Consider the following 26,024-nt stretch of genomic DNA (forward strand, 5'->3'; position numbering starts at 1 on the left):
AATTTTCTCCTTTTTTTAATTAAACCCCTTTTTTATTTGTTCAATACTTCAACTTGAAACCTGAAACTTGAAACAAAAAAATTAAACCATCTCCTCCGGTTTTACCCAGGCATCAAAATCTTCCGGGCTAACGTATCCTAAACGAACGGCTTCCTCTTTAAGTGTCGTTCCGTTTTTGTGAGCAGTCTGAGCAATTTCGGCAGCTTTGTAGTAGCCTATTTTAGTGTTTAAAGCTGTAACCAACATCAGTGAATTGTCTACCAGTTCTTTAATACGTTTGTAGTTGGGTTCGATTCCCTGTGCACAATGTTCATCAAATGAAACACAGGCATCTCCTAATAATCTTGCTGATTGCAGGAAGTTGGCTGCCATAACCGGTTTGAAAACATTTAGTTCATAGTGTCCTTGCATTCCGCCAACAGCGATTGCCATGTCGTTTCCAATCACTTGAGCGCAAACCATGGTTAAAGCTTCACATTGGGTTGGATTTACTTTTCCGGGCATGATAGACGATCCTGGTTCGTTTTCGGGAATATGAATTTCACCAATACCTGAACGTGGTCCTGATGCTAACATTCTCACGTCGTTGGCAATTTTGTTCAGGGCAACTGCCAATTGTTTTAAAGCCCCGTGAGTCTCCACAATCGCATCGTGTGCAGCCAAAGCTTCAAATTTGTTTTCGGCAGTAACAAAGGGATGATTCGTGAATTTTGCAATATATTCGGCTACTTTTACATCGTATCCTTTTGGAGTATTCAATCCGGTACCAACTGCTGTACCGCCTAAAGCGATTTCAGATAAATGTGCCAAGGTGTTTTTCAGGGCTTTTAATCCAAAAGATAATTGAGCGGCGTAGCCCGAAATTTCCTGCCCAAGGGTTAGGGGGGTAGCATCCATAAGATGTGTACGACCGATTTTTACCACATCCTTAAATTCGGTTGCTTTTTTTACCAAAGTAGCGTGCAGTTTTTCAACTCCCGGAATAGTGGTTTCAACAATCATTTTGTAAGCAGCAATATGCATTCCGGTCGGAAAAGTATCGTTAGAAGACTGTGATTTATTTACATCGTCGTTTGCTTTTATAAATTGTTCGCCTTCTCCAATGTTAAATCCTTTCAGTACTTGTGCGCGATTGGCAATTACTTCATTAACATTCATATTGCTTTGTGTTCCCGAACCGGTCTGCCAGATGACAAGGGGAAACTGATCGTCTAGTTTTCCTTCAAGAATTTCGTCACAAACTGCTGCTATGGCATCTCTTTTTTCGATTGGTAAAACGCCCAGGTCGTAATTGGCATAAGCCGCTGCTTTTTTAAGATAAGCAAAGCCTTCAATAATTTCCGGTGGCATAGATCCCGCTGCACCAATTTTGAAGTTGTTTCTGGAACGTTCCGTTTGTGCTCCCCAATATTTATCTGCCGGAACCTGAACTTCACCCATCGTGTCTTTTTCTATTCTGTATTTCATTATGTTGTATGTAAAAAGTTATTTGTAAAGTGTAAAATGTTTGCTGAAAACTGAAATTTCTTATGAAAATGAATGCACTAGCCCTGATGGCAGCGGCATCCTTTTGTGCCGGGGTTCGGCATAAAAGATATAGCGGACAGCAGGAATTAGCTTCTGAAGATTCTCATGTTCTTGTGCATGAGATTGTTCAGTAAAATGGCGGTTATCCATAAGAAAAAAAGCTTATTTAAAATGAGTATAAATATAAGCATAAATGTTATTTCCAGAAAATTGATTTGGATTTTATTGGTAACGAAAAATATAAGGCTTACATTTGTCCTTACATTCAAAAATTCCGGAAAACATGTTTGAATTTTCACAGTACTTAGGTTTTTTACTTTTCTTGACCATACTAACTATAGGGTTTTGGTTGATGTTTTTCTTAGTAGGTTTCGTATCTTATTGGGTTACGGGTGCTAGCTGGGAAATGTTCAAAGAGAAAAGAGCAAAGAAAAAGCAAGAACAATCAGCTTAAATTTTAGTTGATTTCAATAAAAAGGACTCGTTTTGCGAGTCCTTTTTTTATGCTGAAGAATGAAATTTTAATAAGCAATATTCAAATTCCAAAATCAAAAAAAAAATCCAAATTCCAATTTTGTAAAACTTAATTGGAATGTGGATTTTTTAGTTTGGATTTTAAGTGAGATTATCCAGGGAATTCTCCTCCGCCGTCACCATCATTTTTAGGTGCGCCCGGTTTTTCTCTGTCACTTTTTGGTTTGTTGAAGCGGTACGTAAACGATAGATTGAATTGACGTTTACGGAATTGCATTTCGCCGTAAGATGTTTGACTTTCAAGAGTGGTGTCATTTTGAAGGTAAGTATACGATCTCATGATTCTTGAGTTAAAAATGTCACTGATATTAAACGCAATTGTTGCCTTGTCTTTCAATACATCTTTACTGAAAGCAGTATTCATTCCAAATTGGTCTAGAATTTTACCCTGTGCTGTTTTTTGTGAACCATTGTAAGTACCGCTTAACTGCCAGTCAATTTTGTATGGCAATGTAACTTTTGAGCTGACTCTCGCGAACCAGGTGTTGGCCTGATTGTTCAGATTTTGTACAATCACTTTATTGTTTGTGTCTGTATACGTGTTCTCTCCGGTTGTTTTTACATTGTAAAGGTTGAAGTTACTGTTTATTTTCCACCATTTATACGGACTGTAATTGAAGGTAAATTCGAAACCATATTTTTGCTCTTTTCCTAAGTTAATAGGGCGGCTTAGAATAACAGGAATTCCGTCTACTTTGTCTCCATTTGGAGTTCTGACAAAGCTGAAAACATCTTTTGTGTTTTCGAAATAAGCAGAAGAGCTAAAGGTTACTTTTTCCCATCTTTTAATATATCCTACATCAAATTTATCCGTTAGTGATGGATCTAGGTCAGGATTACCCTGAAAAATGTTAATGTTACTGGCGTAATTAAGTGCCGGATTCATGAAACGCCCTCTCGGTCTTGATAAACGTTTGCTGTAACTGGCAGTGAAGTTACTCTGATCTGAAATTTCATAACTAACAAAAGCACTTGGGAACAAGTTGTTGTATTTTTTGGTGTTAAAAATACTATTGTCTAATAAGTTCACCTGAATATTAGTGTCTTCCCAACGTAAACCAAATAAATAAGAGAATTTATTGACTTTCAGTCCATACTGTACATAAAGTGCATTGATGTTCTCTTTGTATTCTAAAGTATTTGATTTTTTTGGATCGATAACATAGTTTCCGTTTATAAGATTTGTAACGTTGTACTCGTTGTTTAAATCTCCAAAACTACCTTTGTATCCCGCTTCAAACTGACTTCCTTTTCCTAATGGAAGAACATAATCTGTCTGAAGTAATATTTGTTTTTGTACCTGATCATTCAACGTGGTATTAGAAGTAGGTAAAGCGGTAATAAGCCCGTCACTATCGTCTGTATTTCTGGAAACCGATAAATCGGCAGTAAGTTTGTGTCCTTTATCGTTGAAATTTTTGATTAAGTTCGAAGTAAATTCTACGTTTTCGCTTCCGGTATCGGCGTTATTAAAACGATTAGTTGTTCCTGTAAAAGCGTGAGCGGCGTCAAAATTATTGTAGTTAATATAATCTTTATCTTCACCCGAGTTCTTTTGATAATTAATGGCATTCGTCCAGAAAGTATTAGGCGCAACTGTCCATTCCATACCTGCTCTTGCATTAAAACCGTTTCGGATTCTTTTGGTATCACGATCTTCATCTAAATAACCTTTTGGAGATCCATCAGCATTATAATAAGAAGTATTGGTTAAACCCATACCTTCATTGGTTCTGTAGTTGTAACCCGCAGTCGTAAAATAGTTAAGTTTTTCGGTTTTATAATTTAAGTTGGCACTCAAACCATAAGTTTCTGGAAGTCCTGTAGAAGCTATGAAAGTTCCGTTGAACCCCTGATTTTTTCCTTTTTTAAGAATGATATTGATGATTCCTGATCCTCCCTCTGCGTCATAACGTGCTGATGGGTTGGTGATTACTTCTACTTTGTCAATAGCATCTGCTGGAAGCTGACGTAAAGCTTCTGCCACATTGATCGCATTTGAAGGACGTCCGTCAATTAAAATTCGAATATTGTCACTGCCTCGCAAGCTTACGTTTCCTTCAGAATCAACAGAAACAGAAGGAACATTATCTAAAACATCACTTACTGTTCCACCTTTAACCATCATATCCTGTCCGACATTGTAAACCTTTTTGTCCAGTTTTATTTCGACACTTGATTTTTCGGCACGAACGACAACTTCACTTAATTGCGCAGCGTCTTCTGATAAATTTACAACACCTAATGCAGTGTCTCCGGAAATTGTTTTCCCTTTAATAAATGTAGGTTTAAACGAAATAAATTCAACTTTTATATCGTAAGTACCCGGAGCAATAGCCACATCAAACTCTCCTTTTGGATTGGTGATTCCACCAGCAATAACTTTGGTGTCATTTGGGGCTGTGATCGAAATGGTAGCATACTCAAGAGGTTGTTTGCTTACTTTTTCGAGAACTTTCCCGGTAACCTTTACCTTGTTTCTGGCAGGAGGTGCCTGTTGTGGATAGTTGTACAAACTTGTAAATAGGCATACAAGTAATACAGCAAATTTGATTTTCTTCATTGTGATTTTTGGTTTCTTTTGTTCTTTAGACGGCAAATGTAACTTTTGGTTTAAAGAGAAAAATCACAAAAATTTGTTAATATGGTTCTTTATAATTGATCTAAAAAAGAAGCTACTAAATCCGGGTCTCTGCCAATGATTGCTTTGTCGCCTTTTACAACAATCGGGCGCTCGATCAAAATAGGATTTTCGACCATAGCTTCAATGATCTGGTCATCGGTCAGTTCTTTTCCTTTGTAATTTTCAATCCAGATTTTTTCCTTAATTCTAACCAATTGCAGCGGTTTAAGGTTTAGTTTTTCAAGAAGTTTTTTTAAATCATTAAAGTTCGGCGTTTCGGTCAAATAAGGGATAATTTGATATTCCTGTTTTGTGTTTTCAATAAATGCCAAGCAATTTCTTGATTTTCCGCAACGTGGGTTGTGATAAATTTGTATCATTTTGTTATATTTAAAATGTTGTAAGATAATTAAACCGAAATAGGTATTTTAGCAGTGCCAAAAATAAGATTTAGTTATTAAATCGAATTCTCATTTTTTAAATTATTATCAATATGTTTTTAGAACAAGGAATCAAACCTCATAATAAGTTCTGGTTGTATCTTTTAGGATCCGTTTTAATCATTATAGCATCTTTTATCGGTCAGATTCCTTTTTCTCTTGCGGTGTTTTACAAGAGCTGGATTTCCGGCAAGGGGTTTCCCTCTAATGATGCGGCGGTTATGAAAATGTTTGAACCCAATTTGACCTTGTTTCTGGTGATGATTTCCTTTGCTTTTGCCTTTGTAGGAATCTATTATGTGGTAAAATATATGCATCGTCAGACTCTTTTATCCGTTACTACTTCAAGAGCAGAAGTAGATTGGAGACGAGTTGCTTTTTCTTTTTTATTATGGTCTTTGTTCTCTGTTTTGAGTTTTGTGGTATTGTATTTTAGTTCTCCCGAGAATTTTGTTTGGAATTTTAAATTAGTACCTTTTTTAATTTTAGTGGTAATCGGAACAGTTTTAATACCCATACAAACCTCTACCGAAGAATATGTCTTTAGAGGGTATCTCATGCAGGGATTTGCCAATTTAGCGCGAAACAGGTGGTTTCCTTTATTGATGACTTCGGTTATATTTGGTTCGATGCACGTCTTTAATCCTGAAGTTGTAAAGATGGGGTATATCGTGATGGTGTATTATATCGGAACCGGTTTGTTTTTAGGAGTGATTACTTTAATGGATGAGGGAATGGAACTGGCATTGGGTTTTCATGCTGCTAATAATCTGGTCGGAGCTTTGTTGGTGACTTCCGATTGGTCGGTTTTTCAAACGCATTCACTTTTTATTGATATATCAGAGCCTTCGGCCGGTGTAGATGTACTATTGCCGGTGGCTGTAGTTTATCCAGTGCTGCTTTTTATTTTTAGTAAGAAGTACAATTGGAGTAACTGGAAAGAAAAATTAACGGGGGAAATAAATGTTGTAGAATCTTTAAATTAAAACACACAGTCATGTCAAAATTAACACATAAAAATGTCCATAATTACTTTAAGTTAAATGGTTATCATTTAAATGGGAAAGATTTATGCCGAATAGGTTACAGTTACATCAAAGAAGGAGATGTATACGAAAAAGCTATTGGTGAGTTTTTGCTGGATTGGTTCGATAAGAAAGAGTTTATTGAAATGACAACTTCCGGCACGACCGGACTCCCGAAATTAGTCCGTCTCGAAAAACAGGCGATGATTCAGTCCGCTTTGGCAACAGGTGATTTTTTCGGATTAAAACCCGGTGATAGAGCCTTGCTTTGTTTGCCTGTACAATTTATAGCCGGAAAAATGATGTTGGTTCGAAGTCTCATTTTGGGGTTGGATATTGATGTTGTTTCTCCAAGCACGGCACCTTTGGCTTTAAATAGAACTAAATATGATTTTGTCGCCATGGTTCCTTTGCAGGTTCAAAATTCTGTTGAAGAATTGAAAAATGTGAAGAAACTCATTATTGGAGGGGCTAAGATCGATAGTGCGCTTGAAGAGCAATTACTTCCTCTAAAGACCGAGATTTACGAGACCTACGGGATGACGGAAACCATTACACATATCGCTGCCAAAAGAGTAGGAGAAAAGGCATTCTCGATTCTTCCAAATGTGAAAATCGACAAGGATGATCGTGACTGTTTGGTAATTCATCTGGCTTCGGTTTCTAAGGAACCTATCGTTACAAATGACCTGGTGGAGCTGGTTAATGAAAATCAGTTTGTATTTTTAGGAAGAATTGATAATGTAGTGAATAGTGGAGGGGTAAAGTTAATTCCGGAACAAATCGAAAGTAAGCTGATAGGGAAGATAAACAGCAGATTTTTTGTAACCGGAGTTCCGGATACTACTTTAGGAGAAAAACTAATTCTGGTGATTGAAGGAGAAAAACAAGAGTTTGCTTCTGATTTTTTTGATGTATTGGGCAAATATGAAAAACCAAAGGAAATTGTTTTTGTTCCGAAGTTTAAAGAAAATGAGAATGGGAAGCTGTTGCGAAAGCCTAGTTTGGTGTAAAAAAAAGCACTTTGTTAGAAGTAAGAAAAATTACCTATATTTATAAGATATTAACTTTAAAACCTAATAATTATGAAATTTATCTTAAATCTGACAAATGTTGAGCAATTAAGTAAAAGCGAATTAAAGCAAATTAAAGGCGGTGATTTTATTTATTATTTAAATGGCTATCAATTGCGATGTACTAAGCAGTTAACACAACCGCCAACATGTGGCAATATCCCACCATATTGTTTGATTTCACCAGATATGTGTCCAAATTGATCCTTTGCAAACAATAGAAAAAAAAGAAATTCCAAATTCCAACAGTACAGTTTGGAATTTGGAATTTGATTCTTTTGGAATTTTAAAGAAATTAATTAGTTGCTTTTCTTTCCAATAAAGCCATATAGAATCCATCAAATCCAGATTCTGAGGCTAGTATTTTACGATCTTTAATAAATGTAAATTGCTTTCCGATTTCGGTCTTTAAAAATTTCTCTACTTGTTCCTGATTTTCCGATGGTAAAACGGAGCAAGTGGCATAGACCAATTTACCGCCCGGTTTTACAATTTTCGAATAGCTTTCCAGAACTTCAGCCTGTACTTTTCGAATGTTATCAATAAATTCTGGTTGCAGTTTCCATTTAGAGTCAGGATTTCTTTTTAAAACTCCCAAACCACTACAAGGTGCATCAATTAAAACACGGTCTGCTTTTTCATGTAATTTTTTGATCACTTTTGTAGTGTCAATTATGCGATATTCGATATTAAAAGCACCATTTCTTTTGGCTCTTAATTTCAATTGTTTCAGTTTGCTTTCGTACAAATCCATTGCAATTAACTGCCCTTTGTTTTCCATTAAAGAAGCAATGTGCAATGTTTTTCCTCCCGCTCCTGCACAGGTATCTACCACACGCATTCCAGGTTTTACATCCAGAAAACCAGCTACTAATTGTGAGTTGGCATCCTGAACTTCAAAAAGTCCTTGTTTAAAAGCGTCCGTTAAGAATACGTTGGCTCTTTCTTTTAAAACTAAAGCTTCAGGCTGATCTTTTAAATATTCCGTTTCAATATTTAAATCCATCAACGTGTTTCTCAAGTTTTCTTTGGTGCCTTTAAGCGTATTGGTTCTTAAGATAACTTTAGCCGGCTGATTTTGAGCGGCAATTTCTTTTGCCCAAACTTTTTCTCCTAATTCTTTTACTCCTAATTCATCCATCCAGTCCGGAATAGATTCTTTTAAAGCTCTAACTTTAGAAAGCTCATCAAAACGACCTTTTATTTTTCTCTCAGGAGTTCCTTCCAATTGTCTCCAATCCGGAATAGGATATCCTCTCAAAACTGCCCAAACCGCAAACATTCTCCATAAGTTATCTCTGTCGTATGGTTCTTTTACTTCTGCAATTTCTGCATATAGTCGCTTCCAGCGAACAATTTCGTATATCGTTTCAGCAACAAACTTCCTGTCGGAACTTCCCCAACGTTTGTCTTTTTTTAAGGCTCTGGCTACCACTTTGTCTGCATATTCTCCTTCATTGAAAATAGCATTTAAAGAATCGATGGTAGTATAAACTAAATTTCTGTGTAATCTCATTTTAATTATTTGAGTTGCAAAGGTACTATTAATTGATTGAAAGTTAAATTTTTAATTTTGATTGTTCGTCTAACTTCTTTTTAAAAGAAAAAACACTCTAATAAAGTTTAAAAGAGTGTTTCTTAATGATGTTTTGGAATGATTTATTTCGTAATACGTGTCAGTCCAATATTTTCAGGAGCGTGTAGCACCATTGGGAATTTTTCAATTTTTACGGAACTACTGTCTAAACCAAAAGCTCTTTCTTCAGATAAACTCAGTTTTTTAATGAAGAAATAAGAACTCATGATGATGTTTTCATGCCATCTTAGATCATTGTCGTTAGATAAGAATTTCTCTGATAAAACAAATTTAAAGTCTCCGATAATATTGTTTTTGTTTAAAGATTCGTAACGGCTGGTGATGTCTACTTCGCCACGTTTTACCATATCGCGAATTACTTCTCTAAACATTAAATTAATTTTTGTAGGTTCTCTGAATCCTAAATTAAAATCGATTCTGTAAATATCGTCCTTAGCTATTTCGGTAACTTTGTATTGTGTTTTGTAAGGTTCTGTCAAAATGTTTACGTGTACAAACCAGTAAATATCAGCTCTTTTTGGACGCTTTTGTAAAATAGAATAGATTACTTTTTCTTCTAATTCATCAACGCGATTAGCATTAGTCATATAAACCAGGTGAGTAGCGTATTTTGGGATAGATAAGTCTTCGCTTAGTTCCATCAATACCTTTTTATAGTCATCAATTTTGATGATTTTGGTGTAGCTTTTGTTGATTTTCTTAGCCAGGTACCATATCGTCATGATAGAGATTAAAGCAATCGCAATAATTAAAGTTACGTAACCGCCTTCGGCAAATTTAGTAATGTTAGCAATCAGGAAACTAAACTCAATCAGTAAATAGATAGTGATTAACGGCACCATCAGGTACAATTTTACACGTTTCATGATGAGATAGTAATTCAGTAAAATGGTCGTCATGATCATACACAGAATAATGGCAAGACCATAGGCATGCTCCATATTTCCTGATTTCTCAAAGTGCAAAACAATTCCAACACAACCAAAAAACAATAACCAGTTGATCGATGGAATATACAATTGCCCTTTTACTTCGGTAGGGTATTTAATTTTAACTTTTGGCCAGAAATTCAGTCGCATTGCTTCGTTGATCAAAGTAAATGATCCGCTGATAAGTGCCTGAGAAGCGATTACCGCTGCCAAAGTAGCTACCACAATTCCGAACGGAAGGAACCAGTGTGGCATAATCAGATAAAAAGGATTTCCATTTTCTCCACCTAGTTGTTGCAGTGTACTTCCTTCATGATGGATTAAGTAAGCAGCCTGTCCGAAATAGTTTAAAACCAAAGTAGTTTTTACGAATACCCAGCTAATTCTGATGTTTTTTCTTCCGCAATGTCCCATGTCAGAGTACAAAGCTTCGGCACCTGTCGTACATAAAAACACGAAACCAAGTACAAAGAAACCGTCAGGATGAATGGATAATAAATGATAAGCATAATACGGATTTACCGCTTTAATTACTTCAGGAAATTTTAGAATTTGAATTGTTCCCAGAGTTCCCAACATAGCAAACCAGATCAGCATCATTGGAGCAAAAAACTTTCCAACTAGTTTGGTTCCAAATTGTTGTATGGTGAAAAGAATGAATAAAATTGCGATAACAATATAAACAATAGTCTCCGTTTGCATAGTCGGATAAAACGCCCGGATTCCCTCTACGGCGGAAGAAATAGAAATTGGAGGAGTAATAATCCCGTCAGCTAATAAGGCACTTCCTCCAATAATCGCGGGGACAATAAGCCATTGAATTTTGGTTTTTTTGACCAGGGCATATAAGGCAAAAATTCCACCCTCACCATGATTGTCGGCACTTAACGTGATCAGTACATATTTTATTGTAGTCTGAAGCGTCAAAGTCCAGAAAACGCATGAAATTCCACCAAGAACGATATCAGAATTAATGGCGTAATCACCAAGAATGGCTTTCATTACATACAATGGAGAAGTACCAATATCTCCATAAATAATTCCCAATGTTATCAGTAAACCCCCTATAGACAACTTACTATGTAAGTTTTTATGCGATGCGCTCATGTATATTTTTATAAAAGACGGTTGCAAATTTAACGTTTTATAATAAACTAACCTCACTTATAACTAAAAAGATAAAAAAAAGCACAATCGTTAAATTGTGCTTTTCATTTTATATAAGATTGGAAATTTGGTATTAAATTCGTCTACCGCCGTAACTTCTTCCGTTAGAACCGCTCTCTCTTTGTGGTTCACTGCCTCTGGATTCCTGAGTTGCTCTTGGAGATTCGTAACGTTGCGTATTTTGCGAACTCTGTCTCTCTGAATTTCCTCTGTTTTCTGAATAACTTCTGTTAGACTCATTTCTTTGAGGAGTCGCGACCCTTTCCGTAGTTCCATAGCTTTGTGAATTTCCTCTGGAAACATTCGAATTGTTTTGACCGTAATCTCTTCTGCCGGTATTTTCAACTCTTACAGGATTTGTGCTTATGCCTGAATTGTCTCTGTTGTTAGAAGAGGTTCTGTTTGTAGTATAAGTTCTGTCAGATGTTGTTCTGTTCTCTCCATAATTTCTGGTTGAGGTTCTGTTGTCTGTAGTAGATACTCTATCCGAATTGGATCTGTTTGTCGTGTATGTATTTTGATTTCTTCCGTAATCTCTGGTGGTAACACGCCTTTGATCTAAATCATATCTGTTGGTAGCATTCGAATTTCTTTGTGCAAAACTATAATCAGGACGTCTGGTTTCGTAACCGTACGTGCGTCTTGTTTCATAGATAACAGGAGCTCTGTAACTTCTTCTCGTATTTACATAGTTGTAGCTATTGTTTACATTAATACATAGGTTGATATTGTTTCTGTATCTGTAAATTGGGTAAGGTCTCCAGGCATAGTAATATCTTGGATAGTAATTCCAACTCCAGCTAGAGTAATACGGTCTGTAATTGGTTACCCAGAACGAAGTGTAAATTACCGGAGCTACATTGTAAACAGGCTCGTAAATGTAGTTGGCTCCATACAAGTAGCTGTTCCCTACGATCTGTACATTTACTCTGTTGTAGTTGTCTCTTTCTACATCAATTGTAGCAACGTCCTGATAAACATCACGATCTAAAACCGCCTGAATAATTACAACGTGAGTTCTGTTTTCTACAGATTCGATTACACGTAAATAATCGACCTGATTGTCATCGTTTAAATCAAGATTTGAAATTTGATATTTAGAGTCGTTCAAACGTCTCTCAAAATCTTGCAGATTAGCTGATTCTCCAAAAATAGACGCAACAGCTCTTAAATCTAAGTTATCGCTTATGTCTGAGTTTTTTGCGTAAACAGTAGTTTGGCTTTGTACGGGTACAGAACTCAAACCTATTGCCAGGAGGGCTATAAAAAGTAGTTTCGTTTTCATTTTTAAATCGTATTATGATTAATGTTTTGAGGTATCCAATTACTGTGCCAGAAAAAAAAGCGAAACTTATTTCAAGTGTTATAAATAATTGTATTTTAGCGCTAAAAAACTAATTTTATGAGAAAAGTAATATTCTTTTTTGGTGCTTTAATTTTGTTAATGTCTTTTAAAACCTTGAATAATAATGGTAAAGGGATTTTTAATACGGGTTTTACATCAATTCAGATAGATACTTTATTTCAGGATAAAATTAGTATCAGAGCCATCTCAATCGATAAAAATAAAATTTGGTATGGAGCTGATAACTCCCGTTTTGGGTTTTATGATTTGGATAAAAAAGAAAAATTTGAAGATCATATTTACCGTGATACATTGAATTTGGAATTTAGAAGTATTGCTCAGAATGCAAATAATATTTTTTTGTTGAGTGTAGGAAATCCTGCATTGCTTTATCAGGTGTCTAAAAAAACTCAGAAGGTAAAATTAGTTTACAAAGAAGTAAATTCGAAGGTGTTTTACGATAGTATGCAGTTTTGGAACGATAAAGAAGGAATTGCGATTGGCGATCCTACAGAAGATACTTTTTCTATTATCGTGACACGTGACGGTGGCGAAACCTGGACCAAAATTCTATCGGATAAATTACCAACCAATGCAGAGGGTGAAGCGGCTTTTGCAGCCAGTAATTCAAATATAGTAATAAAAGGAAATGATACCTGGCTGGTTTCGGGAGGAAAAAAGGCGCGTGTTTTTTATTCACCGGACAAAGGAAGAACCTGGAAGGCAGTTGAAACACCAATTGTGCAGGGAAAAACAATGACCGGTATTTTTACAGCCGATTTTTACGATTCAAAACACGGATTTATCGCTGGTGGTGATTACGAATTTCCGGAACAAAAAAAGGATAATAAAGCTTTTACTACTGACGGAGGAAAAACCTGGCAGCTAATTGGTCAGGGTATGGGATTTGGATATGCTTCGTGCGTGCAATACGTTCCGGGTGGAAATGGTAAAGAAATTATTTGTGTAGGTTCTGAAGGAATCCAGTATTCGCAAAATGGAGGAGAGAACTGGACGCAATTATCGACGGATACAAAATTGTTTACCATTCGTTTTTTGAATAGAAATACTGCAATTGCAGCAGGCCATAATAAAGTAATCAGAATTAGATTTAAATAATAAAAACCCCAAATAATAAAGCAAGTTATTATATGGGGTTTTCGCTGTTGTTGCTTTTTGATATATTAGTTTTTTCCAGCTTTATCGCGATATTGTTTTAATAGTTTGCGGTTAAAGTCGTCTTCTGATTTTTTAAGCTTTAAGATTTTCTTTGCAGAAAGAATCTTTTTTAAGTTGCTGTTGTATTTATCTCTCAGTGTATATAATTCTTTGTCTGCGCTTTCCATTTGCGACAGGAGTGAAGCTGCTTCTTTTTCAGACATGGTACTGATGTTGTCGTCATCTAGTTTACGCAAATACATTTTCATTTTTTCGTGACGCAATTCATATTGTTTGTCATCGTATGTATTGTAAATGGGCCAGAATTTTTCGGCTTCTGTGGAGGTGAGTTCCAATTCTGTTGTTAAAAAAGAAACTTTATAAGCTTTAATCTTTTCCCGCTTTTCGTCTGTTTTGTCATTCTGTGCATAAAAGGAGAATGTAATAAAGAATAGAAGTATCGGAAGTATATTTTTAATTTTCATCTTTTGAAATTTTAGTTTTATTCTGAAATTAAATTTTCAATATTAGGGTTGGTGGCTAAGATGTCTTCAAGAGTTTCCTGTTCAAGAGCAACGTTTTTACCAAGTTTATCAATGTCTTTTGTGTCCAGTTCACGAATTAAATCGTATTGATTTAAGTTGGACTGATAAGATAAGTAGGTTTCCAGAGTGTCTTCGTCAAGATCTTTGGATGTATTATAATGGTTGATCACAGGAATCAGTAAAGCTGCAAAAACAACTGCGGCAGCCACAATCGAAAGTACTTTTTTACGCTTGTAAAGCGGTATTACTTTTACTTCTTTCTCTTCGTTTATTTGCTGTAAAACCTTTGTTGAAAAAGTATCAAAATAATTCTCCGGAGTTTTAAATCCGGTTTTTATTTTCGGTTCGTTTTCTAAATTAAATGTTTTCATAGTAGCTATAAGACAGTTGTTATTACAAAAGGTTTAATTTGAGGTAACATATATTTCAATTTTTTTTACTGCGTGATGGTAGGATGCCTTCAGAGCGCCGACTGAAGTTCCCAGAATTTCAGCGATTTCTTCGTATTTTAATTCTTCAAAATATTTCATTTTAAAAACCAATTGTTGTTTTTCCGGTAAGGTTACAATCGCTTTTTGAAGTTTGATCTGAATTTCGTCTCCCTCAAAATAAACATCGGCCTTTAAATTGTCGATGGCTTTATTTTGTAGTGCTTCAGAAGTTATTCCGTTCAGTTTTGCTTTTTGACTTAAAAAGGTCAAAGCTTCGTTGGTTGCAATTCGATACATCCAGGAAAAAAGCTTGCTTTCTCCCTTGAAGTTTTTTAAATACTGAAAGACTTTTACAAAAGTATTCTGTAAAACATCATCTGCATCGTCGTGATTGAGTACAATGTTTCGAATATGGGAATACAGCGGTTTTTGATAATCAGATACGAGCTTTTGAAACGCGGTATTTTGCGTTGCAGGATTTAATAATTGTTGAATAAATTCCTTCTCGTCTGCCAAATTCCGTTATTTATGGTGTTAGAATGAATTTTGAACAAAAGGTTTAATGAACCAAATTATTTTAGAATTCTGACTGTTCTTCTTCTGCCGGCTTTTTAGGTGTTTCTACAGGTTTTGCTACTGCCGGATCGGTAGTCGCTGGTCTGTAAACAGGAACTTTAGCTACCGGAACTACTTTAGGTTTTGTTGGATAGTAAATTTCAGTCATTAACTTAGACGGGCTTTTTACATCCAGTTTGCTCATGGTCAGGATTTCAAGATGTGACCAGCTTAAATCAGGTGTGATTTTTTCGTTGTTGATAAAAGTAGTTGTTTTTTTAAAAGCTTCGTTAAGATGCGAATAATCACCTTTTAAAGTGGTTTTTACAGCTTCAAATCCGTTTAGTTTTCCTCCTGAAATATCGCTTCCGGAAGTAGTTACGATTTCTCGGCTGGTAGGTAAGCAAATCGAAATTTTAGCCAGTCCTGTTGTAATGTCGTAGGTATGGTAAATAATAAATGGTTTTCCATTCGTGGCTAACCCATTATTTTTGCTGAATTCGATTAGTTTTGGAATAACGATTTTGGCATTTTTACCAACTTTTCCAATTTCACTCGTAAAGGTTTGTCTGATATATGGAGTTTCAGTCTTTCTTACTAATCCGTTAACTTTTATAGCGTATGTTTTTGTTTCGTAATCTAAGTTTTTGTCAATATTGGCAAGACTTTTTTCGTAGATTGTTCCAATTACTTTGTCCGAGCCTCCGTTTAGAGCGGCGTAAACTTTAAATAAAAAACTCATCGTTCCGGATGCTTTCCAGGTTACTTTTGTTTTTCCGGCCAGCGTATCTTTAAAAGTCCAGTTTACATCGGCTTCGGTTCCGTCATACTTCATTTTTTGCTGTATGCTTTCTCCGTCTTTTGTTTTTAGAGTAATTGCGTTTCCATTTCCTTCAGATCCGGTCCAATAAAAAGAGGCTCCATTTCCGACTGTTTTGTTAGGAAAGGTCATCTTCATCGTAGGATCTTCAACAGACCAGGATTCAAAATCTTCATAATTTCTAAAATCATTAAGGTAATTGTATACCGTAGCTTTTGGTGAATTGATCACTTTGCTTCTTTCCACAGAAAAGATCCCTTTTTGTGTGGCAACAAAAACAGTAAGGGCAACAAGGCTTAATAATAGTAGTAGGAATAAATATTTAAGAATCTTCATTGTAGTGGTTTATTTGGAGTCGTAAAGTTATAAATTTATTACTAGTCGCACTAATAACACTTTGGTAAAAGTACATTTTATACCATTATCGGAAGAGAAAATCAAATAAAATGTACTGAAAAAGGTTTTATTTGAAATCGAAAACTTTCTTTTCGGTCTTATCGTTTGAAGAAAAATTTAATTACAAATAAAATGGCAATAAAAAGTAAAAATACGAGTAGTACTTTATAATTGCCTTTGTAAAAAACCTTGTGTAAGGCAAGATCTTTTCGATAAGCGAATATCATTACGATTACGAATGCAATAAAAAAACAGAGTCCGAATATTAATTGTCCTTGACTAAACATAGTTGAAAATAATTTTTGGCAAATTTAGAGAATTGTATACGAATTGTTGCTAATTTGCCATTTCATTTAATCAAAATAATATCATGAAGAAACAACTTGATGCGGTGACTGAGTTTCATACTGCTTTTAAAATAGGACATAGCCTTGAACCGATTGCTGATTTGGGAGAGACAAAGAAGCTGCTTCGTTATAATTTAATGAAGGAGGAAAACGAAGAATATCTGGAGGCAGTTCAGAACAACGATTTAGTTGAAATTGCTGATGCTTTGGGAGATATGATGTATATTTTATGCGGAACTATTATTGAGCACGGTTTACAGGACAAAATCGAAGCTGTTTTTGATGAGATTCAACGCAGTAATATGAGTAAATTAGGAGAGGACGGTAAGCCAATTTACAGAGAAGACGGAAAAGTAATGAAAGGACCTAATTATTTTAAGCCTGATTTTTCAAAATTGCTTTAGCATAAAAAACCCGACAGGTTTTATAGCCTGTCGGGTTTGTTTTATATAGAGCTGTCTTTTGCTTATTGTACTTTTACAGTCCAGCCAAAAGTGTCTTCAGAAAGTTTGTTTTGAAGACTTGTTAGTTTTTCTTTTAATAAAGAAGCATAAGAATTCTCAAGAGGAGCCATTTCGTAATAAGTATCCTGATAAGAGAAACCTTTAATAACGCTAACTACAGCAGCAGTTCCCGCTCCGAAAATTTCTTTCAAAGATCCGTTTTTAGCCGCTTCTACCAATTCTGATACAATAACAGGACGAACTTCAACTTTAAGTCCTTCTTTTTCTGCGATAGCGATCAAACTTTTTCTGGTAATACCGTCTAAGATTCTTTCGCTTGTTGGAGCGGTTAATAAAGTATCATTGATTCTGAAGAAAACGTTCATAGTTCCCGCTTCTTCCAGTTTAGTGTGTGTGGCATCATCTGTCCAGATTACCTGTTGGAAACCATCTTTGTTGGCCAGATTGGTTGGGTAAAATTGAGCAGCGTAGTTTCCGGCAGCTTTGGCAGCTCCAATTCCTCCGTTTGCCGCTCTACTGTAATGTTCAGCGATAATTACTTTCACTTCACCTCCGTAATAAGACTGTGCAGGAGAAAGTAGAATCATGAATTTATATTCGTCAGAAGGATTTGCTACAACACCGGCACCGGTTGCAATCATAAAAGGACGGATGTACATACTGCTTCCGTTTCCTTTTTGAATCCATTCCTGATCAATTTTTAATAATTCATTCAAACCGTCCATAAAAACAGCTTCAGGAACTTCCGGCATAGCCATACGAACTGCTGAGTTGTTAAAACGTTTGAAGTTTTCATCCGGTCTGAACAACCAAACATCATTATTGTCATCTTTATAAGCTTTCATTCCTTCAAAAATGGCTTGTCCGTAGTGGAAGACTTTTGAAGACGGATCCATTAAAATTGGAGCATAAGGCTTAATGACAGGATTTTGCCATTCTCCATTTTTAAAATCACACTCGAATAAATGGTCTGTAAAAACAGAACCAAAGCTTAAATTTTGAAAGTCTACTCCGCTTATTTTTGACGAAGTTGCTTTTCTGATTTCAATTTTGTTGGTTTGAGTTGTACTCATAATTAATATGTAAAGTTTTTTTTATGTAATTAGCATTAATAATTAAAGAAAATCTAAAGCTATGATTTGGTGAATGATAGATTTTTCTCAATGCAAAATTAAGTAAAAATATATAATTTGCTTGGTAAAACTGCATTATTTATGCCCTTTAACTGAGATTTATATATCTTATAATAAAGTGAAAAAATTAAGACATTTTTATAAAGAATTTATGAAAAACGAACCGTTTTTTAAGGCTTTACGCATTTGTTTTGACTAAATTTGGCACTTAAAATGCCCGATATATCAATAGAGAAAGATTGCTAATTCCGAAATAAAGTGAAAAGAGAAATAATTAAAACGCTAGATGGCTCAACTACAATTCATTTGCAGGAATGGAATGAGTCTTACCATTCCAAACACGGAGCGATTCAGGAAGCCAAACATGTATTTATAAAAAACGGTCTTTCGTTATTTGATGCTGCTCCGGTAAGTATTCTTGAAATAGGTTTCGGAACGGGGTTGAATGCGTTTATTACTTTTTTGGAATCCATGCAAAAACAGCAGCAAATTGATTATGTTGGAGTAGAAGCTTATCCGGTTGATGCGAAAGAGGTGCTTGAAATGAATTATGTTGCTGAATTGGAGGCTGAGAATTATAAGGATGTTTTCGAAAAAATGCACGAATGCGAGTGGAATCAGAAAGAGGTTATCAGTGCCGATTTCATGTTAACCAAAAGGAAACAATTTTTTGATGAAATTGATGATTTTGAAATTTTTGATTTGATTTACTTTGATGCCTTTGGATATCGGGTGCAGCCGGAGCTGTGGAGTACCGAAATTTTTCGAAAAATGTACCAAAGTTTAAAGCCAAATGGAGTTTTGGTAACCTATGCTGCTCGCGGAGTTGTTAAAAGAAGTATGATTGAGGTAGGATTTACTGTCGAAAAATTGGCAGGACCTCCCGGAAAAAGAGAAATGTTTAGAGCCTTTAAAAAGGTTTAAATGAGTTGTTTAGAATGATTCTATATTGATTTATATGCATTAAGAAATCGTATTCGCTGCTAAAGTTTTTAAAATAATAAGTTAAAATCAATACTAGTGATTGATATTTGTTTAAATTTGTTGCGAGTTTAAAAATATAGATAACCCCAAAAAATCTTATTTTATTATGTCAAAAATGATGTTTGATTACACGAAATCAATACTTGAGAGAGTGAGTTTCGACCCGATACTTTTCTGCAAAGAATTAGAAAAAGCTATCAAAACACTGTTACCGTACGAAATGGAACAATTACAAGAATGGTTATTAAATTTCATTATTGAAAAACCAGAATTAAAGCAAAGTCTACTACTAATTAAAGTATAAAAGAAAAGGAGCCAAATTGGCTCCTTTTTTATTTTTATTTCTTTTGTTGTAGCGGACTGATGATCTGAACGTTCTGAAAAACAATTGCTCCTTTAACAACTCCCGCAATTGTGGATCTTAGGGCATCAATGATCTGCATTTTTAATTCGCTCTTCGGGTAAATCAAACTTACCTCACGAGCAGGTTTAGGTTCCTTAAAGTTACGCAGTTTTTGTTTGTCGGAATCTTTTAAGTCTAAGGTGTGCAAGTACGGAAGTAGCGTTGTACCCAAACCTTCGTCGGCTAATTTTATCAGGGTCTCGAAGCTTCCGCTTTGTATCTGAAAATTATTCTGATCCAGGTCGCTGGCATTTTTACACAAATTTAAAATTCCGTCTCTAAAACAGTGCCCGTCCTGAAGCAACAGGATTTCATTAATGTTTAAGTCCGCAACTTCAATTTCTTCTTTTTGAAAACTGGCATGATGTTCCGGTATATAAGCCACAAAAGGCTCAAAATACAAGACGATTTCTTTTATTTTTTCGTCTTCAAGCGGAGTTGCAGCAATAGCAGCATCCAAATGACCATTTTTTAACTTCAGGATAATTTCATCCGTGTTAAGCTCTTCAATTAAGAGTTTTACTTTTGGGTATTTCTTAATGAAATTGTTTAGAAACATCGGTAAAAGTGTTGGCATAATGGTTGGAATAATTCCCAAACGGAATTCTCCTCCAATAAAACCTTTTTGCTGCTCTACAATATCTTTAATACGATCAGCCTCATTTACAATATTCTTGGCCTGGTTTACGATTTTCTGACCAATATCTGTAAGTTGAATGGGTTTTTTGCTTCTGTCAAAAATTTGAATACTAAGTTCTTCCTCGATTTTTTGAATCTGCATACTCAGTGTAGGCTGGGTAACGAAACATTTTTCGGCAGCAAGGGTAAAATTTTTATGCTCGGCAACAGCTAGTACATATTGCAATTGAGTTATAGTCATCTTGATAGTAATTTTTGATGCAAAAATAAGAAAATATAACTTTTTTTTATATTATTTTAGGAGAACTTATTTTAAATTTGTAGTAATCACATTATAAAATGAGAACTATGAAAACAAATATTTTAGGTTTACCGGTAAAGGAATCAGAATTGTTAGTAAAAGAATTAAATGTTCTGTTGTCAAATTTTCAGGTATATTACCAGAATTTAAGGGGGTTGCATTGGAATATTCGTGGGAAACGTTTTTTTGATTTGCATGTAAAGTTTGAAGAATTGTACACAGATTCCCAGTTGAAAATTGATTTGATTGCAGAAAGGGTTTTAACTATCGGCGGAACTCCTTTACATACTTTTGAAGATTACATTAAAAATAACAAATTAGCTGTCGGAAAAAATATTTCAAATGATGAAAAAGCGGTTCACTTAATTGTAAGCTCTTTAACGGATTTATTGAAAATCGAAAGAGGAATTTTAAAACAATCGGATGAAATTAATGATGAAGGAACAAATTCCATGATGAGTGACTTCATTGCAGAGCAGGAAAAAACAATTTGGATGATGAATGCATGGCTTGAAGAAGAACTTTAATATGTTGTTTCTGAATTGATTACTATAGCAGAATGGTCGGGTTTGATCATTCTGTTTTTTATGATTGTTAAATTTGTTTAAATTTTTTGGCCTCTCGCTTTGATTTTAGCTGTTTAACACTATTTTTGTTCCAATGAAATTAGTCGCTCGCATATTATTATTCATCTTTATTGCCTTCTTATCTACCCCAACTATTGTGACGGTAATGAAGAAAAGCAATGATGCGTCGATATTTTTCAGTTTTTCTGAAGAGGAACATTCACATAAAGAACTTAAGGCTGCTGTTTATCCGGCAATACTTCAACATGAAGTTGTTATGCCAGTTTATATTGAAAAAAAGACCATTGTGTCTGAAAATATTGTAAAATTAGACAATATTTCTCCGAGCATTTTTGCTCCACCTCCTAACTTGGCATAATACTTCCGATTATTTTGAATTGAACTGCATTTTGATAATTGCAGTAAGTCTTTAATGAATAATTTTTTTAGTATTGTGCTATGACAAAAAAAATCAATCTTTTTGCCAACCTTAAATCTGATTTTGCTTCAGGTTTAGTGGTTTTCTTGGTGGCTCTTCCATTGTGTTTAGGTATTGCAATGGCTTCCGGAGCACCCTTATTTTCGGGAATTATTGCAGGTGTTGTTGGAGGTATTGTGGTAGGTTACTTAAGCCAGTCTCATATTAGTGTCTCCGGACCGGCGGCAGGACTGACCGCCATCATTTTAACCGCTATTACAGATTTAGGTGCTTTCGATGTGTTTTTAATGTCTGTTTTTATTGCTGGATTAATTCAATTAGCATTAGGATTTTTAAAGGCCGGAAGTATCTCCAATTATTTTCCTACCAACGTTATTGAAGGGATGTTGGCCGGTATCGGAATTATTATTATTCTGAAACAATTACCACATGCTTTTGGTTACGATGCCGATTTTGAAGGAGATCAGGCATTTATTCAAAATGACGGAAGCAACTCTTTTTCTTTTCTATTCGATGTTTTAAATCACATACATTTAGGAGCGGTTGTGGTTTCACTTGTTTCTTTAGTGATTTTAATTTCATGGGAGAAAGTTCCCTTCTTAAAAAGAATGAAATTAATTCCGGGAGCACTTGTTGCAGTTATTACCGGAATAATTTTAAACGAGTTTTTTACTTCAACAGGAAGTTCGCTGGCAATTGCAAATGAGCATTTAGTTTCTTTGCCGGTTCCAAAATCTTTTGATGAGTTTAAATCAATCATAATTTTGCCAAATTTTGCTGCGGTTACCAACCCGCAAGTTTGGGTGGTGGCGATTACAATCGCAATAGTTGCCTCTATTGAGACGTTGTTGTGTATAGAGGCGTCTGACAGAATGGATGTTCAAAAACGTTATACCGATACCAATGTTGAGCTTAGAGCGCAGGGAATTGGTAATGTAGTAAGTTCACTTTTAGGTGGTTTGCCGATGACATCTGTTGTAGTAAGATCATCTGCCAATAATAATGCAGGAGCAAAATCAAAAATGTCGGCCATTATTCATGGTGTACTTTTGCTAATTAGTGTTTTATCAATTCCGGCATTATTAAATAAAATACCATTGGCAACTTTGGCAACCGTTTTAATTTTAGTAGGATATAAGCTGGCGAAACCTGCCACTTTCAAACATTTTTGGGAAAAAGGAAAATATCAGTTTGTACCGTTTATTGCCACTTTGGTATTTGTTGTAGCAACAGATTTACTTAAAGGAGTTGCTTTAGGAATTGTGATCAGTATTATTTTTGTATTGAGAGGGAATCTTAAAAGAGCGTACAGTTTCAAAAAAGAAGAATACGAAGATGGTGATGTCATCCATATCGATTTAGCACAGGAAGTTTCATTCTTGAATAAGGCTGCGATTAAGTCTACTTTAAGTGAAATTCCGGAAAACTCTAAAGTAATTATCAATGCTGCAGATACAGAGTATATTGCGCATGATGTTTTAGATTTGATCCGTGAGTTTAAAGAGACACGAGCAATTGACGAAAATATTAAAGTAAAGCTTAAAGGATTCAAGAAAGCATATGAACTTGAGAATTCACCGGACATTAATAATCATGTATCGATAGAGCATTATTATGATGTTGCGAAAAGAACTTTAGTTCAAAAAGAAAAGGTAAAAGAGAATTTTAAATAAATTATAATTAATTAAGGTATTTCTTGATTGTGAGAAGTATTAAAATTAGATAACTTTACGAGAAGTTTTTTTTAGTAGATTTAAGCAAACGGGATTACCATACAAAAAACAAAAAAATGAGAGAGTTTTATAAGCAGTTACTTGAAAATAACAGACAGTGGGTCGAAAAATCATTAGCATTAGATCCTAATTATTTTGCAGATCTTGCAAAAGGACAAACACCGCCATTATTGTGGATTGGATGTTCAGACAGTCGTGTTCCGGCAAATGAAATTATTGGAGCTAAACCGGGTGAAGTTTTTGTACACCGTAATATTGCTAATATGGTAGTACACTCTGATATGAATATGTTGAGTGTTCTAGATTATGCGGTAAATGTATTGAAAGTAAAACACGTTATTGTTTGCGGACATTACGGTTGTGGTGGTGTTAAAGCTGCTATGGGGAATCAGTCTGTTGGAATTATCGACAACTGGATTCGTCACATTAAAGATGAATACCGTCTACACGATAAGTACCTGAATTCAATTGAAGATGAAACAGAACGTTTCAATGCTTTTGTTGAAATCAATGCAAAAGAGCAGGTTTACAATTTAGCTAAAACATCTATCGTTCAGGGAGCCTGGAAAAACGGACAGGATTTGATGCTTCACGGATGGGTTTACGGTTTAAATTCCGGTTTTGTAACCGATTTAAATGTGAATATCGCCTCAAATGAGGAGCTTGATGAAGTTTATCAGTTAGATCTATAATATAAAAAAGAAATCGCCCCAAAGGGCGATTTTTTTTATTCGTTTTCGTCCAGGTTTTCATTAAAAGCTGACGGAAGTAAAGTTGGAATAAATTTGATAAGAATCGGTAGTAATAAACTTCCTCCGGGCAGTAAAAATATGGTGAGCGACGGAATCGTTTTACAGATGTCTAAAAGTTGTTTTTTTACCTTTTTCTTTTCTTTAGCATCCAGATCTCTGGTGGTAGAATAAGCCAGCAGAACCATTAACTCTTTGCTTTGAATGATTTCCTTCACTAATCTGTTTTTGTTTCTTACAATCAGTTTTACCACACTGTGGGTCATTTGGTCGTAAAAATGTTTTACAGGATTGGAATAGTTAAAATAAGGAATCTTCTTTTTGTGAGTAGTGATAAACGTGTTGGTCGTTTCAATGCTTTTGGTTACAAAATCATCAGAAATTCCCATCATTGATCCTAAAGAGTACAAAAAGTAGGCTTCTTCATTTTCGACAACGCCATCGCTCCACAAAGCCATTCCGGCCATATCAATGAAATAGTAGTGTTCCAGTTTATGGTTGTAATAGTCCAATTGTAAAGTTTCTAAAGTATCAACCGTAACTTTTGAAAATTTTGAGTATCGGATGGAAGCTTCAAAAAGTTTAATCAGTAAATCGTCGTGCTGAGATTTTATGGTCTTGGTTTTTAAAGCCAGAGCCACAATGCCCATAACGGTTTCTTCGATTCGTTTTAAGTATTTTTCAGGAATTGTCCCATGCTCTAAATACTGTCTGAAAGCCAGGACATCAATAAATAAAAGTGCATTGGTTACTAAATGCGAAAAGTTTTTACTGATAATACTATCATTCGTCTGAACACGCTGATCTATAATGTTTTCTAAAGAAAGAGAAGGAGTGTCCTTTGGAAGCAGAATTTTAAATATATTAAAACCTTCCGGACTCATCTCTTTGTAGAATTTTAAAACTTCAGAAATAAAATTATTAGGTTCTGAGCTTCTTTTTTCCAAACAAAAAACACCATACAAAGTATTCAATAAAGCTACTTTGGAGATTTCGGTTTTGAACCAGCCTTTTATAGGAATTGGAATCTGAGAATCTATAGCGATGATGTGGCCGTAAATAAAACCGGTTTCTCTGACTTTATGGTAAAACGACTCAGCAGTCTCAAAAGGAATAGCTTCTGAAAACTTTTGTTCGCTAAAAAACTTATCTATCCAGCCTGGTGCCGATGGGTTAATCATTAACTTTATAATTTATAGCTGCAAAGCTATATCTTTTTCTTGTTTTAGTGTAAAATTAAAATGAAATAACCACTAGATTTTGTGAAAATGTAGTGGTTATTACTGTTTTATGTTTTTTATTTAATGATTCCGGCACAGGCAACTCTTCCGCCCGCATTTCCTGTAGGCTGTGTTGTGAAATCATCAGATCCCTGATGAACAATTAATCCTTTTCCCAGAATATCTTTGCTTTCATCTCCGCAGCCAATGCACCATTCATCAGTAGTTAGTGTTATAGTCCCGTTACCATTTGCATCAGCGGTAAAGTTTCCGATATCTCCTTTGTGGTACTCGGCAACACCCCATTTTCCGTGTTTTTTAAAAGTTGGATTCCAGTGTCCTCCGGCCGAACTTCCGTCTGCAGCACTACAATCTGCCTTTTCATGAATGTGAATTGCATGTACTCCCGGCTGTAAACCTGTTATTTTTGCAGCAAAAGTTACTTTTCCTTTTCTCTCGGTAAAAGTGGCTGTTCCTGCTACTGTACTTTTGCTTTTTGGCTCTAAAGCTACCCTTAAGGTTTTGGCATCATTTGATTTTGTACTGGTTTTACAGCCAATGATTAAAGCTGTAATTATGGCGAAGGAAACGATTATTTTTTTCATAGAAGAGTCTTTATTATTATAGTTTAAGTAAAATTAACATAAAATACTGACACGAATTAGTACCGATCGTTAAAAAAAAACTAAAACTATTGATCGGAATTTAAAGCAACTTTAGCTGATGAACCAAAAAATATTACGTAAATTCGTGTAATTATGAGCTTATTTACTTGAAAATCAATGGTTTTATTTTTAACTTAATTTTAAATATTATGATCAAAAGTATTTTATCTTTCGTTTTTTTAGGAATTGTTCTAACTTCCTGTAATTGCTCTAAAG

General features: G+C 35.0%; 25 protein-coding genes. 11 read left to right on the top strand and 14 right to left on the bottom strand.

Features of this window, described 5'->3' with window-relative positions:
* Positions 1-81: 81 nt before the first annotated feature.
* Entirely contained in the window at positions 82-1,467 is a 1,386-nt protein-coding gene (fumC, locus tag B0A80_RS02520; RefSeq protein ID WP_089076306.1) for a class II fumarate hydratase, read from the bottom strand.
* A 68-nt stretch (positions 1,468-1,535) separates the two neighbouring features.
* Here fumC and B0A80_RS21065 point away from each other — a divergent pair, with 68 nt between their 5' ends.
* A complete protein-coding gene (locus tag B0A80_RS21065) occupies positions 1,536-1,661 on the top strand; it encodes a hypothetical protein (protein WP_262487851.1) in 126 nt (41 codons plus the stop codon).
* Between the two features lie 491 nt (positions 1,662-2,152).
* Here the strand turns inward: B0A80_RS21065 and B0A80_RS02530 are convergent, their stop codons facing one another.
* Complete coding sequence (locus tag B0A80_RS02530) at positions 2,153-4,624, bottom strand: outer membrane beta-barrel family protein (RefSeq protein WP_089076307.1); 2,472 nt, start codon at positions 4,622-4,624, stop codon at positions 2,153-2,155.
* 89 nt (positions 4,625-4,713) lie between these two features.
* Positions 4,714-5,064, bottom strand: coding sequence for an arsenate reductase (glutaredoxin) (arsC, locus tag B0A80_RS02535; protein WP_089076308.1), 351 nt, complete (start codon positions 5,062-5,064; stop codon positions 4,714-4,716).
* 113 nt (positions 5,065-5,177) lie between these two features.
* Between arsC and B0A80_RS02540 the strand changes: the two genes are divergently transcribed.
* A complete protein-coding gene (locus B0A80_RS02540) occupies positions 5,178-6,110 on the top strand; it encodes a CPBP family intramembrane glutamic endopeptidase (protein ID WP_089076309.1) in 933 nt (310 codons plus the stop codon).
* A gap of 11 nt (positions 6,111-6,121) precedes the next feature.
* The gene (locus tag B0A80_RS02545; protein ID WP_089076310.1) at positions 6,122-7,162 is read left to right on the top strand and encodes an AMP-binding protein; all 1,041 of its coding nucleotides are present in this window, start codon (positions 6,122-6,124) and stop codon (positions 7,160-7,162) included.
* Between the two features lie 355 nt (positions 7,163-7,517).
* Here the strand turns inward: B0A80_RS02545 and B0A80_RS02550 are convergent, their stop codons facing one another.
* The 3 genes from B0A80_RS02550 to B0A80_RS02560 form a co-directional block, all read right to left on the bottom strand.
* Positions 7,518-8,738: an RsmB/NOP family class I SAM-dependent RNA methyltransferase gene (locus B0A80_RS02550; protein WP_089076311.1), complete on the bottom strand. Its 1,221-nt coding sequence runs from the start codon at positions 8,736-8,738 to the stop codon at positions 7,518-7,520.
* Between the two features lie 143 nt (positions 8,739-8,881).
* Positions 8,882-10,855, bottom strand: a complete 1,974-nt coding sequence (locus B0A80_RS02555; protein ID WP_017496128.1) for a KUP/HAK/KT family potassium transporter — start codon at positions 10,853-10,855, stop codon at positions 8,882-8,884.
* 133 nt (positions 10,856-10,988) lie between these two features.
* On the bottom strand, positions 10,989-12,200 hold the full coding sequence (locus tag B0A80_RS02560; RefSeq protein WP_089076312.1) for a hypothetical protein: 1,212 nt from the start codon (positions 12,198-12,200) through the stop codon (positions 10,989-10,991).
* A gap of 117 nt (positions 12,201-12,317) precedes the next feature.
* Here B0A80_RS02560 and B0A80_RS02565 point away from each other — a divergent pair, with 117 nt between their 5' ends.
* Positions 12,318-13,379 (top strand): VPS10 domain-containing protein, encoded by a 1,062-nt coding sequence (locus B0A80_RS02565; RefSeq protein WP_070907279.1) that lies wholly within the window; start codon positions 12,318-12,320, stop codon positions 13,377-13,379.
* Between the two features lie 65 nt (positions 13,380-13,444).
* Here B0A80_RS02565 and B0A80_RS02570 read toward each other — a convergent pair whose 3' ends face one another.
* The 4 genes from B0A80_RS02570 to B0A80_RS02585 all read right to left on the bottom strand — a co-directional run bounded on the left by B0A80_RS02570 (position 13,445) and on the right by B0A80_RS02585 (position 16,105).
* Positions 13,445-13,903: a hypothetical protein gene (locus B0A80_RS02570; protein WP_017496125.1), complete on the bottom strand. Its 459-nt coding sequence runs from the start codon at positions 13,901-13,903 to the stop codon at positions 13,445-13,447.
* Between the two features lie 17 nt (positions 13,904-13,920).
* The gene (locus B0A80_RS02575; RefSeq protein ID WP_017496124.1) at positions 13,921-14,334 is read right to left on the bottom strand and encodes a hypothetical protein; all 414 of its coding nucleotides are present in this window, start codon (positions 14,332-14,334) and stop codon (positions 13,921-13,923) included.
* A gap of 33 nt (positions 14,335-14,367) precedes the next feature.
* Entirely contained in the window at positions 14,368-14,910 is a 543-nt protein-coding gene (locus B0A80_RS02580) for an RNA polymerase sigma factor (RefSeq protein ID WP_089076313.1), read from the bottom strand.
* A 61-nt stretch (positions 14,911-14,971) separates the two neighbouring features.
* Entirely contained in the window at positions 14,972-16,105 is a 1,134-nt protein-coding gene (locus B0A80_RS02585) for an SRPBCC family protein (RefSeq protein ID WP_026109949.1), read from the bottom strand.
* Positions 16,106-16,535: 430 nt separating this feature from the next.
* On the opposite strand from B0A80_RS02585, the gene B0A80_RS02595 reads away from it, so the two are divergent.
* Positions 16,536-16,916, top strand: coding sequence for a pyrophosphohydrolase domain-containing protein (locus B0A80_RS02595; RefSeq protein WP_017496120.1), 381 nt, complete (start codon positions 16,536-16,538; stop codon positions 16,914-16,916).
* Between the two features lie 62 nt (positions 16,917-16,978).
* Here B0A80_RS02595 and B0A80_RS02600 read toward each other — a convergent pair whose 3' ends face one another.
* Positions 16,979-18,049 (bottom strand): branched-chain amino acid aminotransferase, encoded by a 1,071-nt coding sequence (locus tag B0A80_RS02600; RefSeq protein WP_017496119.1) that lies wholly within the window; start codon positions 18,047-18,049, stop codon positions 16,979-16,981.
* A 318-nt stretch (positions 18,050-18,367) separates the two neighbouring features.
* Here B0A80_RS02600 and mnmD point away from each other — a divergent pair, with 318 nt between their 5' ends.
* On the top strand, positions 18,368-19,033 hold the full coding sequence (gene mnmD / locus B0A80_RS02605) for a tRNA (5-methylaminomethyl-2-thiouridine)(34)-methyltransferase MnmD (RefSeq protein WP_089076314.1): 666 nt from the start codon (positions 18,368-18,370) through the stop codon (positions 19,031-19,033).
* Between the two features lie 166 nt (positions 19,034-19,199).
* On the top strand, positions 19,200-19,397 hold the full coding sequence (locus B0A80_RS21010) for a hypothetical protein (protein ID WP_017496117.1): 198 nt from the start codon (positions 19,200-19,202) through the stop codon (positions 19,395-19,397).
* Positions 19,398-19,431: 34 nt separating this feature from the next.
* Here B0A80_RS21010 and B0A80_RS02615 read toward each other — a convergent pair whose 3' ends face one another.
* A complete protein-coding gene (locus B0A80_RS02615; RefSeq protein ID WP_070907276.1) occupies positions 19,432-20,376 on the bottom strand; it encodes a LysR substrate-binding domain-containing protein in 945 nt (314 codons plus the stop codon).
* A gap of 107 nt (positions 20,377-20,483) precedes the next feature.
* On the opposite strand from B0A80_RS02615, the gene B0A80_RS02620 reads away from it, so the two are divergent.
* From B0A80_RS02620 to can, 4 genes are all read left to right on the top strand, one after another.
* Positions 20,484-20,963 carry a Dps family protein gene (locus B0A80_RS02620; RefSeq protein WP_089076315.1) on the top strand — a complete coding sequence of 160 codons (480 nt, stop codon included), beginning with the start codon at positions 20,484-20,486 and terminating at the stop codon, positions 20,961-20,963.
* Positions 20,964-21,096: 133 nt separating this feature from the next.
* Entirely contained in the window at positions 21,097-21,381 is a 285-nt protein-coding gene (locus tag B0A80_RS02625) for a hypothetical protein (protein WP_070907274.1), read from the top strand.
* An 80-nt stretch (positions 21,382-21,461) separates the two neighbouring features.
* A complete protein-coding gene (locus B0A80_RS02630; protein WP_070907273.1) occupies positions 21,462-23,114 on the top strand; it encodes a SulP family inorganic anion transporter in 1,653 nt (550 codons plus the stop codon).
* A 116-nt stretch (positions 23,115-23,230) separates the two neighbouring features.
* Entirely contained in the window at positions 23,231-23,866 is a 636-nt protein-coding gene (can, locus tag B0A80_RS02635) for a carbonate dehydratase (RefSeq protein WP_017496112.1), read from the top strand.
* 35 nt (positions 23,867-23,901) lie between these two features.
* Here can and B0A80_RS02640 read toward each other — a convergent pair whose 3' ends face one another.
* The gene (locus B0A80_RS02640; RefSeq protein ID WP_070907272.1) at positions 23,902-25,104 is read right to left on the bottom strand and encodes an LETM1-related biofilm-associated protein; all 1,203 of its coding nucleotides are present in this window, start codon (positions 25,102-25,104) and stop codon (positions 23,902-23,904) included.
* Between the two features lie 116 nt (positions 25,105-25,220).
* Positions 25,221-25,748: a superoxide dismutase family protein gene (locus B0A80_RS02645; RefSeq protein ID WP_070907271.1), complete on the bottom strand. Its 528-nt coding sequence runs from the start codon at positions 25,746-25,748 to the stop codon at positions 25,221-25,223.
* Positions 25,749-26,024 lie beyond the last annotated feature (276 nt).

It is taken from the genome of Flavobacterium tructae (genome assembly GCF_002217475.1).
Classification (GTDB): domain Bacteria; phylum Bacteroidota; class Bacteroidia; order Flavobacteriales; family Flavobacteriaceae; genus Flavobacterium; species Flavobacterium tructae.